Source organism: Nocardia sp. NPDC050175, assembly GCF_044459885.1.
Taxonomy (GTDB): domain Bacteria; phylum Actinomycetota; class Actinomycetes; order Mycobacteriales; family Mycobacteriaceae; genus Nocardia.
In genome coordinates this window covers 38,682-54,288 of record NZ_JBITJI010000013.1, presented here as the reverse complement: position 1 = coordinate 54,288, position 15,607 = coordinate 38,682, and the positions used below count along the sequence as shown (strand labels likewise).

The window sequence follows — 15,607 nt, the reverse complement described above, 5'->3', positions numbered from 1 at the left end:
TCGGCACAGAGAGGGACCGATCATGCGACGACTCGAACGCGCTGGTCTGACCGCCGCCGCGATGGCGACCGCGGCGGGCGTGCTGATCATCGGCGCCTGTTCGCAGCAGGTTTCCGGCACCGCCCAGGTCAACCAGTCCGACCTGGCCGCCTACACCTCCGAGGTCACCGCCTCCTCGATCGCGGCCTCCGCTGCCCGCGCCGCGGCCGTCGAACGCGCCACCGGAGCGGCCTGCGACGCCTTCCTCGCCGCGAACGGCAACTCGATCCGCGACTTCAACGACTACATCGCGGTCAGCAACGACAAGGGCGCCAACGATCCGGCGGCGACCGGCAAGGCCGACATCGCCGTCGGCACGCTGCACACCGGCGCGGGCGCGGTCGACCAGCAGGTGAGCACCGACGTGCCGTCGAACATCGCCGACGTGCTGCGCGCCTACCGCGACGACAGCAATGCCCTCGCCGACACGCTGGCCCGCCGCGCCGATACCGACACGCTCAACACCACCATCGATAAGTTCAACGCCACCAAGGACACCGCCCTCGCCGCCTGCGCCGGGCACGGCACTCGTTAAGACGGATCGCCGCGCTCGAAGAACTTTTCCAGCAACGCGTTGAACGGTGCGCCGGTGTCGGGCACCAGGTGCCCCATCCCCGCGCACACCGCGCGTTCGGCACCGGTCTGTTCGGCGATGGCGTCACAGATGATCTCGTTCGACTCCATGTGCCCGCCGGAGATCACCAGGATCGGAAAACCCGCCGTCCGTAGCTGTTCCATGGGCGGTGCGGCCTCGTCCGGCGGGCGCGCACCTTGCAACCGCCGCATCCCGTCGATCAGCACCGACGGTATCGGTTCGCCGAGAGTGACTGGGGCCCCGACAATGTCGAAGAAGCGCGGCAACGCCACTTCCGGCGGCAGCTCGACGTCCTCGATCAGCGCACGGGTCGCGGCGGCCACCGCATCGACAACTGGGTTCCCGCGCGCGATGCCGAACAGCGGCGGCTCGACGATGGTGAGCGAACGAATGTGCTCCGGCCGCTGGGCGGCGGCGTACATCGACACGATCGCGCCATAGGACAGCCCGACAAGGTGGACCGGCCGGTCGAGCAGCTGATCCGCGATCAGCCGCGCGTCCGGCTCGAAATCCTGGCGTCCCACGGCCGGTGTGCCGCCGTGACCGGGCCGATCCGGCGCGAGCACGGTCCACCGGCTGGTCAGTGGGCGTTGCGCGCGCCAGGCCTCGCGGCCGCCGAGGATCCCGCCGTGCACGAGCACCACCGGCGGGCCCGCGCCCCAGCGGTGCACATGCAGCCGGACATCGGGATTCGTCGGATCCATCGTCGACCTCCTTCGGCTCGACCGTGTTCGGCTACCGCGGCTACTTACCGGTGGGCGGTCCGCACTTCTCCATGTTCACCTGGGTCATGTGCAGGCTCGCCTTGGCGATGTCCGGACCGATGGAGTCGATCGTGGCCTGTCCCTTGGCGATGGCCCGGTAGCCCGCGCTGATCGTGTCGATATCGCCGGTCACCTCGGCGGGCGCGATGGCCTTCACCTGGTCGAACTGATCGGCGGTCTTGGCGTAGTCGGCCGGGGTGATATCGGACTTCGAGGTCAGTGCCCGTGTGCTGCGGGACAAGTCGACCATCGACTGGCAGTAGTCCGTCGGCTTGGCCGGGGATTGCGCGGCGGGTGCCGCGGAACTGCTGGCGCCGGAGGCGGGAGCACTGCTGCTCTTGTCATCGGAGCAGGCCGTGCCTCCGGCCGCGACGAGGGTGATGAGCGCGAACGCGCAGAGTGTTCGGCGATTCATGGACGGTTCCTCCGAGTCGTGATGGCTTGTGCTGCTGTCGATACTTCGGGGTGGACGTCTCACCGACCTTTCACGCGCGTCTCAGGGCAGGTGGATCACCTGTCGAGCACGCGGCGCAGCACCTGGCCGATCACATCCGCTGGATCAGCACCGCTCGTCGGTGCCCGCCAGACAATAACCTGGTCGGGGCGGACGAGCACGGCACCGTCGGCATCGATGCCCACCCGTTCCGGCCATTCGTTCGCTTCGATCACCGTGGCCACCAATGGGATTCCCAGCCGGGCCGCCGCTTCGCCGGCCGCGCGCACCCAGGCCGCGCCGTCGGGGCCGGCCAGCAGGGCGAACTCCGTTCGGACGAGATCGAGGGTCGAGCGTGTCTCGTCGAGCCAGAGATGGGGTAGCCGGGATCCCGGGGTGCCGTCCAGGACGCGTTCGACGTCCTCGGTGTCCGGCAATCGCGGGTCGGGGTCGATCACCGCGGTGGAGTCGTAGCGGTAGCCGAGCTGCACCACCGGCGCGGCCGCCATCCCTACCGCCGCCCGCGCGGCTCCTGCGGCGGGGCTCATATCCCAGTGCAGGCGTGGGTTGGCCACTCGCAGCAACGCCTGCGCCAAGGTGAAGGAGGCGACCGATCGGCGTTCCGTCTCATACGTTTCCAGCAGCGCGGGTCCGGCCTGTCCGTGCAGCACCGCCGCCAGCTTCCAGGCCAGGTTGTGCGCGTCGGCGGCACCGGTGTTCAGGCCGAACGCGCCTTGCGGTGGTACCGAGTGCGCCGCGTCGCCGACCAGGAACACCCGGCCCCGCTGGAACTTGTCGGCGAGCAAACCTCTTATGCGCCAAGGTAACCGGCTGCGGACCTCGACCTCCAGCGCTGGATCACCGACTGCGGTACGGATCAGGTCGGCGCACCGCTCTTCGGTGAAGTCCTCGACGGTCTCTCCGTTGTCAGGGTGGTAATCCGTATGGAAGATCCACTCTTTCGCGCCATCGACAGTCGCCAACATGCCCTGCACGTCCGGACCGGTGATATCGCAGTTGGCGAAATGCCGACCGTGGGTGTACGGCCGCAGGTCCGCGCGGAAGAGCATGCTCACCTTCGGATTGCCGAACGATCCTGGACCGGTCGTCTCGATGCCGAGTGCGTCGCGCACGCCGCTGCGTACGCCGTCGGCGGCGATCAGGTAGTCCGCGCGGACCGTGGTTCCGTCGTCGAGGTGCGCGGTGACTCCCGCCGCGTCCTGCTCGAAGGACGTCAGGCGCGTCGAATATCGAAGGGTGACACCACGTTCCGCCGCCGCGGGCGCGAGCACCTGGTCCAGGCGATCCTGGGCGCAGATGCCGCGGATCATGGCCGGGCTGACCCGGCCGGAGCCCCAGCCGGTCCGGATGGGCGGTGCGTCCGGTACGGCGGACAGGTCCACCGCGGCGAGCGTCGGGCCGGCGATCTTGCCGAGGCTGCCCGCCGACATGTCGACAGCCACCGCGTCGACCTCCTGCGCTAGTCCCACCTGGCGCAGGAATTCCATGGTGCGCGGGCCGAGTCCGGTCGCCCTCGGATGGATGGACGGGCCCGCCGCGCCCTCGACCAGCAGGGCCGATACTCCGTGATATGCCAGGAAGACGGCGGCGAACAGGCCGACCGATCCGCCGCCGACGATCAGCACGGGAACTCTCGTCTCGGACATGCATTCTCCTTATGGCTACAACGTACTCACAACGGATACACCGTATCCATAGTGCTAGGATGAGCGCAAGAGGGAAGGACACGATGACGAATACCGCCAAGACGCTGGTGTGGACCAAGGAGCAGCGCGCACCGAGCCGTCGGGCGCCGAGCATCGAGCGGATCGTGCGCACCGCCGTCGACCTGGCCGACAGCGAGGGGCTCGACGCGGTCACCATGCGCCGCGTCGCCACCGAACTCGAATCCGGCACCGCCTCGCTGTACCGCTATGTCGAGAGCCGGGATGACCTGCTGGACTTGATGATCGACGCGGTGCACGGCGAAACGACACCGCCCGCCCTCGCCGGTGACTGGCGCGCCGATCTCGCCGCCGTCGCCACACACACTCGTGCGACGCTGATCCGGCATCCCTGGCTCGGTTCGGAACTCACCGGCCGTCCCGCACTCGGCGCGAATTCGCTACGGCTGCACGACCTCGCGCTCACCGCCGCAGGCGCCCGCACCCGCGACATCAACCTCGCGGCCGCCATGGTCGACACCGTGCACGCCTATGTCTTCGGTGCCGTCGCCCAGCAGCTGGCCGACGAAAAGGCCCAGCGCCGAACGGGTCTCACCGAGACCGAATGGCAGCAGACCGTCGCGCCCTACATCCGCGACGTGCTGGCGAGCGGCGACTATCCCGAATTCGGCCGGCGGGTACGCGACGCCGACGATCCGGACGCCGACCAGCGTTTCGCGTTCGGCCTCGACTGTGTACTCGACGGAATCGCCACGCGTACAGCGGGAATCGACTAGGTCACTCGCCGGGCCGTTCGATGACCTGCCAGGCGGGCGCCTCCGACGAGGCCGGAATGGTCCGCGCGCGCTTGCGCACCTGCTCGAGCACCACCAGTGCCGCGCCCGCGAGCAGGGTCAGCACGGCGAAGATCGTCACCGCGACGGCGGCGGCGCCGAACCCCCACATCGCCACCACCGCGGCGGCGACGGCGATCACCACGCCGATGAACAACAAGCCGAATCCGGCCCAGTTCCTGGTGTCCGCCAACGTCTCGCCCGGCTGCGGCTCCGTGATACGGGTGATGTCCTCAGCGTCATCGAGCGGCGGAATCTCGTATGGCCCATCCACTGTCATTCTGCTTACCTCGCGCCGCGATACCGGCTGGTCGGCCGGTACCTGATGCGACAAGTATGCCCCCATTGCCTCCTCCGAAACCAGATCAGACACTCGTTGTCCGGCAGGGAGTTTCGGCTGCGGCAGCGGATCAGTTGTAAGACTTGCCGACGCCCTCGAGCAAGCGCTCCAACGTGTCGAACGTGGGGGTGGTGATCACATCCATGAGATCGGCGGCGACCGGAATGTGGTGGTCGGCGGTCACTGTGGCGAACTGGGTGGCGTCGCCGGTGCGGAAGCCGTGCTCGGCGGCGAGGCGCTGCAGATCCGGGTCGGTGGACAGCAGGCGGCCGATCCGGTCGCCCGCCTCGCCGAGCGGCACCAGCGTATGCCGGGACATGATGGTCGGCGACGGGTACAGCAGCGTCATGTCCGGCTTGATCTGGCCGCGCACAGTGGCGTCCACGAACTGCGACTCGTAGATCCATACCAGCGGCGTCGGGCCCATGCCGGAGGCCAGGTAGGCGTCGAACGGGCCCTCGCTGCTGTTCTGGGTGTAGCCCTGGCCGACGAAAAGCCTTGACACCGTCGGGATTACGTCCTGTTCGGCGGACGTGCCCTGCACGATCGTGTTGTTGTTCGCGACATAGCCCGCGATGGCCAGATACATCGCCGCGGAGTTGGAGCTGCGCGGGTCGGTCGTGGAGATCAGCACGTTCTTGCGGACCGAGTACGCGGTGTTGTCACCGAGCTGGTCCCATCGCGTGTTGTTGCCGACCATCCGCAGGTAGGGGGCCATGTCGAAGGTCGGCACCGGACCCTGATGCACCACGCCCGACTTGGCGAGCAGGTCGGCGATCGGCTTGAACGTGGCGATCGCCATCGGCGAGGAGAACGGTATGTACTTGGCACTCACGTTGCGCTGCCGCTGAATTCGCTCCGCCGCCTGCTCACTGGACGGGAACGCGAACGCGTACTTCCCGAGATCGACCGACGTCGCGATCTCCCGTGACCCCGCCGCGTCCACCTCCACCTTCACCCCGTTGCGCGCCAGCACCTCGGCCACCTTCGGATCCTGAAAGAACGACATCTTCTCGGACCCGACCACGCCACGCACCAGGGTCAGCGACGACACTCCCGGCGCCGCCGCCTGCGGCGCGGAACTCGGCTGCCGCACGGCCAGCGCCAGCGTAACCACGGTCACCACCACCAAGGCCGCGACCACCGCGGCAACCGCCGCCGGCGCGAAACGCTTGTTCGCCGACCATGTTTCACGAATCGCGGCAGGCAACCCACCATCCACCGACTCGGCTTTGTGCTTAGCCCTACGCGTCCGCGCGGTATCCGGCCCGACGACAGCGTCGCCTACTTCCCCCACCGCCTCCAACTGCCGACGAACGTAGCGCTCCACCAGAATCGGAATGAACGTCCGCACCGGATGCCCAGCGAACCGCCGCCGCGCCGCCCCCACCACCCCTTCGATGTACTCCGGAGAGTAAGTGCCGCCAAAGTTTTCGACCAACCGCTCCGTCACCTGACGAACCGCCTGTTCCTCCCGAACAGTGTCGGCAACCACCACATTCTCCTCGGCATCGAGCGGCCAGAACATCCCCACGACAGCACCCAACCCCCATCGCGCCGGCCAACCCTAGCCCCACTCCCACCCGCCCAACCCCGCCCATCCGCAGAATTCAATACGAAATCCCCATTCCGAAACCCCCCGTTGCGCCCCCGTTTGCCCCACCGAAATGCCCGGTGCAGGCGGCCTGATCGGGTGGCGGCGGGTTGGGGTGGCGCGGGGGTTGGGGGGAGGCGCTATCGTCGGCTGGAGTCGCTGACTAAGGAGATGGTTATGCCTCGCACTGCTGTTGTTACCGGTGCTTCGTCCGGGATCGGGAAGGCGACGGCCGCGGCGTTGGTGGCGCGGGGGTATCGGGTGATCGGGACGAGCCGGAAGCCGGAGGGGGTTGGGGACGAGGCTCGGGTGGCGGGGGTCGAGTATCGGGCGCTCGATTTGACCGAGGCCGCGTCGATCGAGGCGTTTGTTGCTGGACTCGGGGAGGTTGATGTGCTGGTCAACAATGCTGGGGAGAGTCAGGCGGGGCCGTTGGCGGAGTTGCCGATGGATGCGGTGGAGCGGTTGTTCCGGCTGAATGTGCTCGGGCCGGTAGCGCTGACGCAGGCCGTGTTGCCCGGTATGCGGGAGCGCGGGTATGGGCGGGTGGTGATGGTGGGGTCGATGATCGCCAGCTTCCCGATGCCGTATCGGTCGTCGTACGGGGCGACCAAAGCGGCGCTGAAGGGTTTCGCAGTGGCGGCGCGGTTCGAGGAGTCGCCGTTCGGGGTGTGGATCAGCACGGTCGAGCCGGGGCAGATCAATACGGGGTTGCGGGAACGCCGGACGAAGTACCTGGCCGAGGGTTCACCACACACCGCCGACTTCACCGTATTCATCGCGAAATTGGATGAGGCACAAGGGAAAGGCATCACCGCCGAACGGGTCGCCGACACGATTGTCAAGGCCATCGAGGCCGACCGCCCACAGCCCCTCTACGCCGTCGGCAGCAATGCCCCCGTCATGTTCGCGGTCCGCAGACTGCTGCCGCGCACCGTGATGGAACGCCTCATCGCGCGCGTGCACGGACTGTCGCGGTAGTGTCCGGCGCGTGAGCGACCTCCCCACCGCGGCCGACGAAGCCCGCTTCTGGACCATCATCGAATCGGCCTGGGAGTTGGTCGGCGACGAGTCCGCTGCCCTTCGAAAAGGCTTGATACACCGGGAAAACGATGATGCCGCAGATACCTTGGACAAGGATCTGGCCACCTTTCTCGATCATCTGCAAGCGCTGAGCGAACCGCTGTCGAGCGACGACTTGACCGCCCTGGACCGTGTCCTGGAGCGAAAACTGTATGACCTCGACCGCGCCGACATCCACGAGATCACCGACGGCTCGGACGACGGTTTCCTCTACTGCCGCGGTTTCATCGTCGCCATGGGGCAGGACTTCTACAACGCCGTAATCGCCGATCCCGCAGTGTCCGTGGTCGACGCGGAGTGCGGGAAGTTGTGCTATTTCTTCGCCCACCTGCACAGCGACCGCGTGGGCAGCTTCCCGAAGACCAACTCCGGCATCTCCCGCGAGTCCTTCTCGAACCCGGCAGGCTGGAACTGACTGCCCTCCCCCGGAGGCCGCGACAGAGCCGAGTCAGCTTGGCGGCGACTGTTGTTGGAACCAGGTGAGGATCTGCGGCATGGCGGCGCGGGCCGAGTTCGTATGGTCTAACCCGCCGAGGTTCTGCAGGGTGGCGTTCTCGCTGTGCAGGGCTTGCAGGCAGTGTTCGGCGTTGGCGTAGGGGACGTTGCGGTCGGCGGTCGCACCGTAGAGGCGGACGGGGACCCGCGGGGTCCAGTCGCAGGTGCCGTCGCTGTCGGTGATTGCTTTCAGCACAGCACCGGTCGGGTTCTTCGCCAACTCGACGAACTTCGGCGTCAACAGCAGGTCCGGCGTGATGGGCAGCATGGTGGCGATGGTGAGCTCGTTGCGCGTGCCGTCGAAGAGCCCTTCGATCTTTCCGGCGTACGGCTCCTGGAAGGCTTCGGCGGGACTGTCATACAGGTGATAGATCTGGTTCATCGCGGTGAGCCAGTAGGCGAAGTAGAACACCGCGGGCCCTGGGGCGACTCGTCCGTCGAGCCCGGCGGGGGTTTCGACGTCGCGGAGGGCGTAGGGACCGCTGACCGGGGCCAAGGCGGCGAGTCCGAAACCGGGCACCTCGTCTGCCTGTAGCGCCTTGCCGAATGCCATTGCGGCATGGCCGCCTTGGGAGAAGCCGGACACCAGGATGTCCCGCTCTAGTTCGCGATGCTGTTGTGCGGCAACGTTTTTAGCCGCGAACAGTAGGTCGGCCGAGGCACTCACTTCCGTCGGCGCGTGGGTGTAGGGATGGTTTCCCGTCCCGTCGCCGAGGCCGAGATAGTCCGGGGCGATCGCCGCATAGCCCGCTGCCGCGAACATGATGGTGCGCGCCTGGTCGGGACGGCTCTGATTGTTGACCGACGGCGCATCGCTTTTCAGCACCAGCGTGCCGTGCTCGAAGCTGACCGTGCGCAACCGAGGGGAATCCGTGCGCGGGAGCACGACCAGCCCGCTCGCGGTGGTCGGTTCACCTGCCGCGGTGATGGTGCGATAGTCGACGCGATACGCGTCCACCCCGTTGTGCACCGGAGTATCGAAGTTCCCCTTGGCGAGGTAGGCAGCGGTCTCCTCGGTCGACAACTGCGCGACCGGTGTCGTGGACACCACGGTTCCCCGTTCTCCCTGCCCGGGAGCGGTGGTGTCGGCACCGTGCTTCAGCTCGGTCGCGCAAGCTCCGCAGAGCAGAACGAGCGCACCTACCAGGGCGAAACGTCGCGTTCTGAACATGCAGGCTCCTCTGCTGGCCCGGACGGCGACCCGCCGTAGTGGGTCCTCCCACTATGCCTATCCGGCCAGCCGGTCCGCTTCGTCGAGGTGGTCACGCAGTCCGAGCAGCTCCCAGCGCTGCAAAGACAACGGCACATTCCCCTCGCGCCAGAGCCGGTCGTGGAATTCCTTCAGATCGAACTCGTCGCCGAGTTCGCGGACCGCCGTACTGAGCAGATCCTGAATCTGCAGTTTGCCGATCTGATAACTCAACGCCTGGCCGGGGTTCCCCGCGAAGAACACCGCTTCCTCCCACGCCGTCGCACGATCCAACGGCACCGCGACCGCCAGCCGATCCGTCGCTTCATCGATGGAGAGTTCGCCGAGCGCGAGCGCGATATCCACGTCGACGCGTAAAGCCCGCAGCCGCATGGCATTTGCCACGAAGATCGCGCTGGCCGGTGCGTCGTCGAACAGCCCGGCGTGCAGCATCAGCTCTTCGTAGTTGAACGCGATGCCCTCGTTGGGCGTCGAGTCGTAGAACCACCGCCGAGCGGGATTCGCGTGGTGCCAACCGATCGCGACCTGCTGGGCATGTACCCCCTCGTGCACGATCGCGGTGCGCGAATCGAACGCGGCGGCCTGATCGAAGTACGGCAGATCCGGCCGCGGCGTCGGGACATACCGAGTGGCATCCTCGTCCATCCGAGCGGGCCCGGTCAGATCATCGGTAACCCCGAGCCAGGTCAACGGCTCGAGATAGGGCGGTCGCGGCGCGAATCGGTAGTGCCGCAAGCTCTCCGGTTGACTCAGCAGTCCCCGCTCATCAGCGAAATCGCGCACCGCACGCTCGTCAACGGCTTGACGCGCGGCATGCTCAGCGGCGTCGGCGGGCAGTTCAGGTTCGGGCGCGTCCCGATGCCGGGTACGCAGCAGCGCCTCGAGGGCGACGGCCCGATGCCACTCTTGGCGGCCCATCTCGCGCAGCCGCTGCGCCGAATAAGGCAGCAGCGCAACGCGATGCAGAAAGTACGCCAGCGATTCCGGTCCGACCGGTTCGACCTCACCCAGCGACGGCAGCTGCTCGGTCAGCCAATCCCGGTACGCCGCAACAGCATCGGCGGCCACCCTGGCGGCCGAGGGCAACTCGGCGGCATACGCATCGGGTAGGAACGGAACAAGCTCCGCCATCGCGGCCTCGAGCGAACCCTCGGCCTCGTTCAGCAATCGCAGCGTGCTGCGCGTGAACGACGCACCGGCCCGCTCCGCGAGATTCTCCCTGGCCTGCTCGAGCACGAGCGGAACGTGCCGCAGCAGCGCGCTGACCTGCGCCGCCCGCGCTGCGTCGAACGGCGACGAGACGAGCAACTCCACATAGATCGGGCCGAGGCTCTGCTGTACGTAGAAGCCGGGATTGCGCTCCCAGTCCCGGATCAGCTCCAGCTCCCAGTGCACTCTGGCGAGCGCCGAACCGAGCAGCCTGCCGTCGACCTGCACCGCGACCGGCTCGTCGGACAGGTCGAGCTCGCGGTGTCTACGGGTCAGCTCGGCCAGCACCTCTTGGCGACCGGCGATCGCCTTCGAGGACCAATCGGGCAGCCACCCCGCCGGCCGTTCCACCCGTGGCAGATCGTCGTGCGAGTCGGGCAGTGTCGCCAGCCGCCAGTTCCAGAACTCTTCGGCAAGCTTCGCTAGACCCATGTCCGCACAATACAATTGGCACCCGCAACCGGCCAGCCATTAGATACAGGGTGGCGGGTGCCGCTACCTACAGCCCGGCGTGCGAGAACAGCCCGGGCGAGCCGATGCCCTGCTGCGCCGGTGACGCGGGCACGATGCGTTCGAACAGCGCCAGATAGTCGTCGATCATCCGATCCGCACTGAAGCGCTCGCACACGTCGTCGCGGGCGATCTGCCGATCGAGCTGATCGACCTTGCCGAGCGCGGCCGCCGCGCCGGCCACATCGGTGACGAGGAATCCGGTGACACCGTCGCGAATGATCTCCGGCATCGACCCCAACGGGGTTGCGATGACCGGCGTTCCGGTCGCGAGAGCCTCCACGACCGCGAGGCCGAACGGCTCAGCGAATCCGATCAGGTGCAGCAAAGCGCGTGCGCCACCGAGCAGTTCGTCCCGGCGCGCCGGTCCGACCGGCCCGACGTAGGTCACTGCGGGGTCGCTGAGGTGCGGCTCGACCGCCGTGCGGAAGTACTCCTCGTCCTGAACCACGCCCGCGATGATCAACGGCAGCCCGGTGAGCCGCGCCACCTCGATTGCCAGGTGCGTCCCCTTGTCGGGGTGAATTCGACCGAGAAAGAGCAGATATTCGCCGTGCTCGGGCCGAAATGTGAACTGCGCGGTATCGATACCGTGATGGATTGTCGCGGCATAGCGGAGCGCGGGGTGCCGGTCGGCATCGCTGATCGCCACATAGTGCGCGATATCGTCGAAGGCCTTATATACCGGCACAATTTTCGGCGAGGAAAAGCCGTGGATCGTGGTGACCATCGGGGTCGACACCAGGCGGCTGTAGGTCAGCGGCATGAAGTCGAAATGGTTGGCCAGCACGTCGAACTCGCCCGCATGCTCGAACGCGGTCGAATTATGCAGCGCCTCAGCGACTTTGGCATCAGCGTCGGCCGTCTCCTCGTACCCCGACGCCACGGGCGCGACCAGCCGCGCCGACGTCTCGGAGTCCCCGGTGGCGAACAGCGTGACGTCGTGGCCCCGCGCCACGAATCCCTCGGCCAGGGTCGACGCGATGTGCTCCCACGGTCCATAGTTTTTCGGTGGCGTGCGATGAGCTACCGACGCGATTACGCCGATTTTCATAAATTCCTCGATTACTGGCGAATTAACCGCCGAGAGCCGCCTGCGAACGGGCGGACTTGATGCACCGACCTTATCACATCGACCCCGCGTGACCTGGGTGTTACTATCGAGGCCTAGTGGTCGATCCGCCCGTGTCGTGCTCCGGAACGGATTCTCAAGCGCTTCAGCGCGACACGATTCAGCCAATTGAGTGGCTGCAGACAGCGGCACCGTCGGCGCTGGCTCGAATCAGAAAGGCTGACGTTGTGTCAGTTCGGTCTTACGGCGTTCTGAGCACTTATCCACCGACCCAGTGCGGGTTGGCCACCTTCACCGACTCGCTGGTCGGCGCGCTGACCACCCCTACCGAAACCGGTTTTGCGACGGTCGATTTCGGTCAGGTTCCGGCTGTGGGGGGTGCGGTCGGCATCGTCGCCGTGGTCGACAGCCCCGAGCAGGCACCGCTGCCGTTGGTGACGCACCAGTGGGAGCGCAGCGCCCGGCGTGGCGCCGCCACCGCGGCCGCCGCCCTCAATCGCTTCGATGTCGCGATCATCCAGCACGAATACGGTATCTATAGCGGGCGCGACGGCGTCGACGTCCTCGAAGTCGTTCGCGCACTGCGCGTTCCGGCGATCGCGGTACTGCACACCGTACTGGTCACCCCGACCACGCAGCAGCGGATGATCCTCGAGGAACTGGCCCGCCACTGCGCCGCGCTCGTCACCATGACCGAGACGGCCCGCCAGCGGCTGATCGAGCACTACGCGGTCGACCAGTCCAAGGTCAGGGTGATTCCACACGGTGCGACCGAGCACCTCCCCGGACCGCACAGCCTCCGGCATCAGCCGATCTCGCGGACGCCGGTCATCCTGACCTGGGGCCTGCTCGGCGAGGGCAAGGGCATCGAGTGGGGCATCGACGCGATGGCCCACCTCGCCGATCTGCGCCCGGCCGCGCACTACCGGGTGGTCGGGCAGACCCATCCCCGGGTGCTGGCCAGGCACGGCGAGTCCTACCGCACCAGCCTCGTCGACCGAGCCGCGCGGCGCGGCGTCACCAACGCCGTGCATTTCGACGCCCGCTACCTGTCCAGCGACGAGCTGCACCGGCTGATCCAGCAGGCCGACGTCGTGCTGCTCCCCTACGACTCGCGCGAGCAGGTAACCTCCGGAGTTCTGATAGAAGCCGTCGCAGCGGGTAAACCAGTGGTATCGACGGCTTTTCCGCACGCGCGGGAACTGCTGTCGAGCGGCGCCGGTCTCCTTGTCGATCGCGAATCACCGACCGCCATCGCGTCCGCGCTGCGCAAGGTGTTCACCGAGCCCGGCCTGGCGGCCCGGATGAGCGCAGAAGCGAAACGCATTGCGCCAGACCTACTCTGGCCCGCAGTGAGCAGGAAATACCATGCGCTTGCCGCAGAGACGCTGCAAGCCGATGCGAAGTTGGCGACAGCATGAGCGAAACTATCACCATCTCTTATGCCCACCTGGTGCGACTGAGTGACGAGGTCGGGATCTTCGAGCACGCCAAGTTCACCGCGCCGCGCCTCGAGAACGGTTACTGCGTAGACGATGTCGCGCGGGCCCTCGTGGTCGTACTCCGCGAGCCGGAGCCCACCGAGGAGCTGGACGCGCTGGTACAGGTCTACGCGCGCTTCATCTTCGACGCACTCACCGAGGACGGTCGCAGTCACAATCGCCGCGGCACCGACCGGAACTGGCAGGACGAACCGAGCCTCGAGGACCACTGGGGTCGCGCGATCTGGGCACTCGGCACCGTCGCCGCCCACAGGCCGGAGCTGGCCGAAAAGGCTTTGGCGCACTTCACCATCGCCGCGAAGCAGCGCTCCCAGTTCCCGCGCGCGATGGCCTTCGCCGCACTCGGCGCGGCCGAGGTGCTGCGCGCCGATCCCGGAAACCTCATAGCGCCAAAGCTGTTGGCAGATGCCGCCAAGCTGATCGGCCCGCCGACCCGCCGCCTCGACTGGCGCTGGCCCGAGCCACGGCTGCATTACGCCAATGCCGTGCTGGCCGAAGCACTCCTGGTGGCCGGTGCCGCACCGGGGCAAGGCCGCACACACGCCGACGGATTGGCGATGCTGCGCTGGTTATTGGAGACCGAGACCGCGGGCGACCACCTGTCGGTCACGCCGGTCGACGGCTGGGCGACCGGCGAGAAGCGTCCCGGTTTCGACCAGCAGCCGATCGAGGTCGCCACACTGGCCGATGCCTGCGCTCGCGCCTTCGACGACACCAAGGACCATCATTGGCAGGAGGCGGTCATGTTGTGCGAGGCCTGGTTCCGTGGCGAGAATGATGTCTCGACCCCGCTCATCGACCTGGCCAGCGGCGGCTGCTGCGACGGGCTGGAGCCCACCGGGCGAAACGAGAACCAGGGCGCCGAGTCGACCCTCGCGCTGATCTCCACGATGCAGCAGGCCCGTCGCCTGCAGCAGGCGGCCGCGTGACCAACACCTCGGCGGTGACGACAACTGACCTGGCCCGCCGGGGCGGCCAGGCCCTGTTCCCGGACGGGAGCCGGGTGCTGGCCAGGCTGTTCCAACCCGGCCAGGAGCTACTCGGACACGGCATTTCGCGCGCGGAGGCCATCATCGCGCGGGTGCTGCGACTGTCGGACGCGGAGGTGTCGAGCACCCTGGCGTCCGCGCTGCGCCAGTTCGGCAATCGACACCGCGACCTCTCCGCGATATTCGCCGCGCACAGCGCGGTGGTCGAGCATCTGCTGCCCACGGTGCTCACCGCGGATCGACGACAGCTCATCGGCGCCTGCTTCACCCAGGAGTACGCCGTCGAGGCGGCGGCGCTGTTCAATCCGTCGATGGTCGCGCACCCGGACCAGACCGGCCTCGCCCCAGGCGAATTGCGCTTCGTCATGAGCGTGCGCGCCCTCGGCGAGGGACATATCTCGAGCATCGAGTTCCGCACCGGCGTCCTCGCGGGCGGCGATTCGATCCGGCTGAACACGCCGACCCCGTTCCTGGAGTCCGGCCGGATCACCCTGTCGACGGCCGGAAACTACACGGTGACCTTTCCCGCGGACCGCCCGATGTCCGAGCGGATTCTCTTCCCGGCCAGCGCCGACGAGACGCACGGCATCGAGGACGCGCGCTTCACCCGTTTCACCGAAAGCGACGGGAAAGTAACGTATTTCGCCACCTACACCGCGTTCGACGGCGGCCGGGTCGCGCCGAGGTTGTTGCACACCAACGATTTCGTCACCTTCGACAGCACCCGGCTCGACGGCGGCGGCGCCACCGACAAGGGGATGGCGCTGTTCCCGCGGCGGGTCGACGGCCACTATCTGATGCTCTCGCGCTGGGATCGGGAAAACATCAGCGTGGTCAGCTCGCCGGACGCGCGGGCCTGGAGCGACCCGGTCACCATCTACCGGCCGACGCAGCCCTGGGAACTGATCCAGCTCGGCAACTGCGGTCCGCCGATCGAAACACCTGGTGGCTGGCTCGTTTTGACGCACGGCGTCGGGCCGGTGCGCACCTACGGGATCGGCGCGATCCTGCTCGACCTGAACGACCCGACCCGGGTCATCGGCGCGCTGCGCCAGCCCTTGCTGGCGCCGACCGAGACCGAACGCGACGGCTACGTGCCCAACGTCGTGTATTCCTGCGGCGCACTGGTCCACCAGGACACCCTCGTGCTGCCCTACGGCTGCAGCGACTCGGCCATCAGATTCGCGTTCGTGGATATGCCCGCACTCCTGCAGCGACTGACGGCCGCGGGCCCGCCGATGGTTTCGTAGCGCT

15 protein-coding genes are annotated in these 15,607 nt (G+C 67.3%); 7 read left to right on the top strand and 8 right to left on the bottom strand.

Annotation, left to right across the window (positions count from 1 at the left end; genetic code table 11):
• The first annotated feature begins 22 nt into the window (after window positions 1-22).
• Entirely contained in the window at window positions 23-574 is a 552-nt protein-coding gene (locus ACIBK2_RS34970; RefSeq protein ID WP_396973731.1) for a hypothetical protein, read from the top strand.
• Here the strand turns inward: ACIBK2_RS34970 and ACIBK2_RS34965 are convergent.
• From ACIBK2_RS34965 to ACIBK2_RS34955, 3 genes are all read right to left on the bottom strand, one after another.
• Window positions 571-1,338 (bottom strand): alpha/beta fold hydrolase, encoded by a 768-nt coding sequence (locus ACIBK2_RS34965; RefSeq protein ID WP_396973729.1) that lies wholly within the window; start codon window positions 1,336-1,338, stop codon window positions 571-573. The genes ACIBK2_RS34970 and ACIBK2_RS34965 overlap by 4 nt on opposite strands.
• A 40-nt stretch (window positions 1,339-1,378) precedes the next feature.
• The gene (locus tag ACIBK2_RS34960; RefSeq protein WP_396973727.1) at window positions 1,379-1,813 is read right to left on the bottom strand and encodes a hypothetical protein; all 435 of its coding nucleotides are present in this window, start codon (window positions 1,811-1,813) and stop codon (window positions 1,379-1,381) included.
• Between the two features lie 95 nt (window positions 1,814-1,908).
• Window positions 1,909-3,498, bottom strand: a complete 1,590-nt coding sequence (locus ACIBK2_RS34955; protein ID WP_396973725.1) for an FAD-dependent monooxygenase — start codon at window positions 3,496-3,498, stop codon at window positions 1,909-1,911.
• A gap of 59 nt (window positions 3,499-3,557) precedes the next feature.
• On the opposite strand from ACIBK2_RS34955, the gene ACIBK2_RS34950 reads away from it, so the two are divergent.
• The gene (locus ACIBK2_RS34950) at window positions 3,558-4,292 is read left to right on the top strand and encodes a TetR/AcrR family transcriptional regulator (protein ID WP_396973723.1); all 735 of its coding nucleotides are present in this window, start codon (window positions 3,558-3,560) and stop codon (window positions 4,290-4,292) included.
• A 1-nt stretch (window position 4,293) separates the two neighbouring features.
• Here the strand turns inward: ACIBK2_RS34950 and ACIBK2_RS34945 are convergent, their stop codons facing one another.
• Together ACIBK2_RS34945 and ACIBK2_RS34940 are read right to left on the bottom strand one after the other, a co-directional pair.
• A complete protein-coding gene (locus ACIBK2_RS34945; protein WP_396973721.1) occupies window positions 4,294-4,629 on the bottom strand; it encodes a hypothetical protein in 336 nt (111 codons plus the stop codon).
• A 130-nt stretch (window positions 4,630-4,759) separates the two neighbouring features.
• Entirely contained in the window at window positions 4,760-6,217 is a 1,458-nt protein-coding gene (locus ACIBK2_RS34940; RefSeq protein WP_396974129.1) for a three-helix bundle dimerization domain-containing protein, read from the bottom strand.
• Between the two features lie 243 nt (window positions 6,218-6,460).
• Here ACIBK2_RS34940 and ACIBK2_RS34935 point away from each other — a divergent pair, with 243 nt between their 5' ends.
• Together ACIBK2_RS34935 and ACIBK2_RS34930 are read left to right on the top strand one after the other, a co-directional pair.
• The gene (locus ACIBK2_RS34935; protein ID WP_396973719.1) at window positions 6,461-7,264 is read left to right on the top strand and encodes an SDR family oxidoreductase; all 804 of its coding nucleotides are present in this window, start codon (window positions 6,461-6,463) and stop codon (window positions 7,262-7,264) included.
• Between the two features lie 10 nt (window positions 7,265-7,274).
• Complete coding sequence (locus tag ACIBK2_RS34930; protein WP_396973717.1) at window positions 7,275-7,781, top strand: DUF4240 domain-containing protein; 507 nt, start codon at window positions 7,275-7,277, stop codon at window positions 7,779-7,781.
• Between the two features lie 33 nt (window positions 7,782-7,814).
• Here ACIBK2_RS34930 and ACIBK2_RS34925 read toward each other — a convergent pair whose 3' ends face one another.
• The 3 genes from ACIBK2_RS34925 to ACIBK2_RS34915 form a co-directional block, all read right to left on the bottom strand.
• Window positions 7,815-9,032, bottom strand: coding sequence for an alpha/beta fold hydrolase (locus tag ACIBK2_RS34925; protein ID WP_396973715.1), 1,218 nt, complete (start codon window positions 9,030-9,032; stop codon window positions 7,815-7,817).
• A gap of 57 nt (window positions 9,033-9,089) precedes the next feature.
• A complete protein-coding gene (locus tag ACIBK2_RS34920) occupies window positions 9,090-10,712 on the bottom strand; it encodes a DUF885 family protein (RefSeq protein WP_396973713.1) in 1,623 nt (540 codons plus the stop codon).
• A 67-nt stretch (window positions 10,713-10,779) separates the two neighbouring features.
• Window positions 10,780-11,844 (bottom strand): glycosyltransferase family 4 protein, encoded by a 1,065-nt coding sequence (locus ACIBK2_RS34915; RefSeq protein WP_396973711.1) that lies wholly within the window; start codon window positions 11,842-11,844, stop codon window positions 10,780-10,782.
• A 245-nt stretch (window positions 11,845-12,089) separates the two neighbouring features.
• Between ACIBK2_RS34915 and ACIBK2_RS34910 the strand changes: the two genes are divergently transcribed.
• Genes ACIBK2_RS34910 through ACIBK2_RS34900 form a run of 3 tightly spaced genes read left to right on the top strand, consistent with a single transcriptional unit; the run spans window position 12,090 to window position 15,603 of the window.
• On the top strand, window positions 12,090-13,283 hold the full coding sequence (locus tag ACIBK2_RS34910) for a glycosyltransferase (RefSeq protein WP_396973709.1): 1,194 nt from the start codon (window positions 12,090-12,092) through the stop codon (window positions 13,281-13,283).
• Entirely contained in the window at window positions 13,280-14,293 is a 1,014-nt protein-coding gene (locus ACIBK2_RS34905) for a glycosyltransferase (protein ID WP_396973707.1), read from the top strand. Before ACIBK2_RS34910 ends, ACIBK2_RS34905 begins: the two co-directional genes overlap by 4 nt.
• Window positions 14,290-15,603 (top strand): glycoside hydrolase family 130 protein, encoded by a 1,314-nt coding sequence (locus ACIBK2_RS34900; RefSeq protein WP_396973705.1) that lies wholly within the window; start codon window positions 14,290-14,292, stop codon window positions 15,601-15,603. Before ACIBK2_RS34905 ends, ACIBK2_RS34900 begins: the two co-directional genes overlap by 4 nt.
• Window positions 15,604-15,607: the final 4 nt, after the last annotated feature.

Bases quoted from the DNA above. Each gene is read 5' to 3' on its own strand.
- ACIBK2_RS34905 (WP_396973707.1), top strand. From the start codon at position 13,280: ATGAGCGAAACTATCACCATCTCTTATGCCCACCTGGTGCGACTGAGT.
- ACIBK2_RS34960 (WP_396973727.1), bottom strand. From the start codon at position 1,813: ATGAATCGCCGAACACTCTGCGCGTTCGCGCTCATCACCCTCGTCGCG.
- ACIBK2_RS34940 (WP_396974129.1), bottom strand. From the start codon at position 6,217: ATGTTCTGGCCGCTCGATGCCGAGGAGAATGTGGTGGTTGCCGACACT.
- ACIBK2_RS34965 (WP_396973729.1), bottom strand. From the start codon at position 1,338: ATGGATCCGACGAATCCCGATGTCCGGCTGCATGTGCACCGCTGGGGC.
- ACIBK2_RS34915 (WP_396973711.1), bottom strand. From the start codon at position 11,844: ATGAAAATCGGCGTAATCGCGTCGGTAGCTCATCGCACGCCACCGAAA.
- ACIBK2_RS34920 (WP_396973713.1), bottom strand. From the start codon at position 10,712: ATGGGTCTAGCGAAGCTTGCCGAAGAGTTCTGGAACTGGCGGCTGGCG.
- ACIBK2_RS34945 (WP_396973721.1), bottom strand. From the start codon at position 4,629: ATGACAGTGGATGGGCCATACGAGATTCCGCCGCTCGATGACGCTGAG.
- ACIBK2_RS34935 (WP_396973719.1), top strand. From the start codon at position 6,461: ATGCCTCGCACTGCTGTTGTTACCGGTGCTTCGTCCGGGATCGGGAAG.
- ACIBK2_RS34925 (WP_396973715.1), bottom strand. From the start codon at position 9,032: ATGTTCAGAACGCGACGTTTCGCCCTGGTAGGTGCGCTCGTTCTGCTC.
- ACIBK2_RS34950 (WP_396973723.1), top strand. From the start codon at position 3,558: ATGAGCGCAAGAGGGAAGGACACGATGACGAATACCGCCAAGACGCTG.
- ACIBK2_RS34970 (WP_396973731.1), top strand. From the start codon at position 23: ATGCGACGACTCGAACGCGCTGGTCTGACCGCCGCCGCGATGGCGACC.
- ACIBK2_RS34955 (WP_396973725.1), bottom strand. From the start codon at position 3,498: ATGTCCGAGACGAGAGTTCCCGTGCTGATCGTCGGCGGCGGATCGGTC.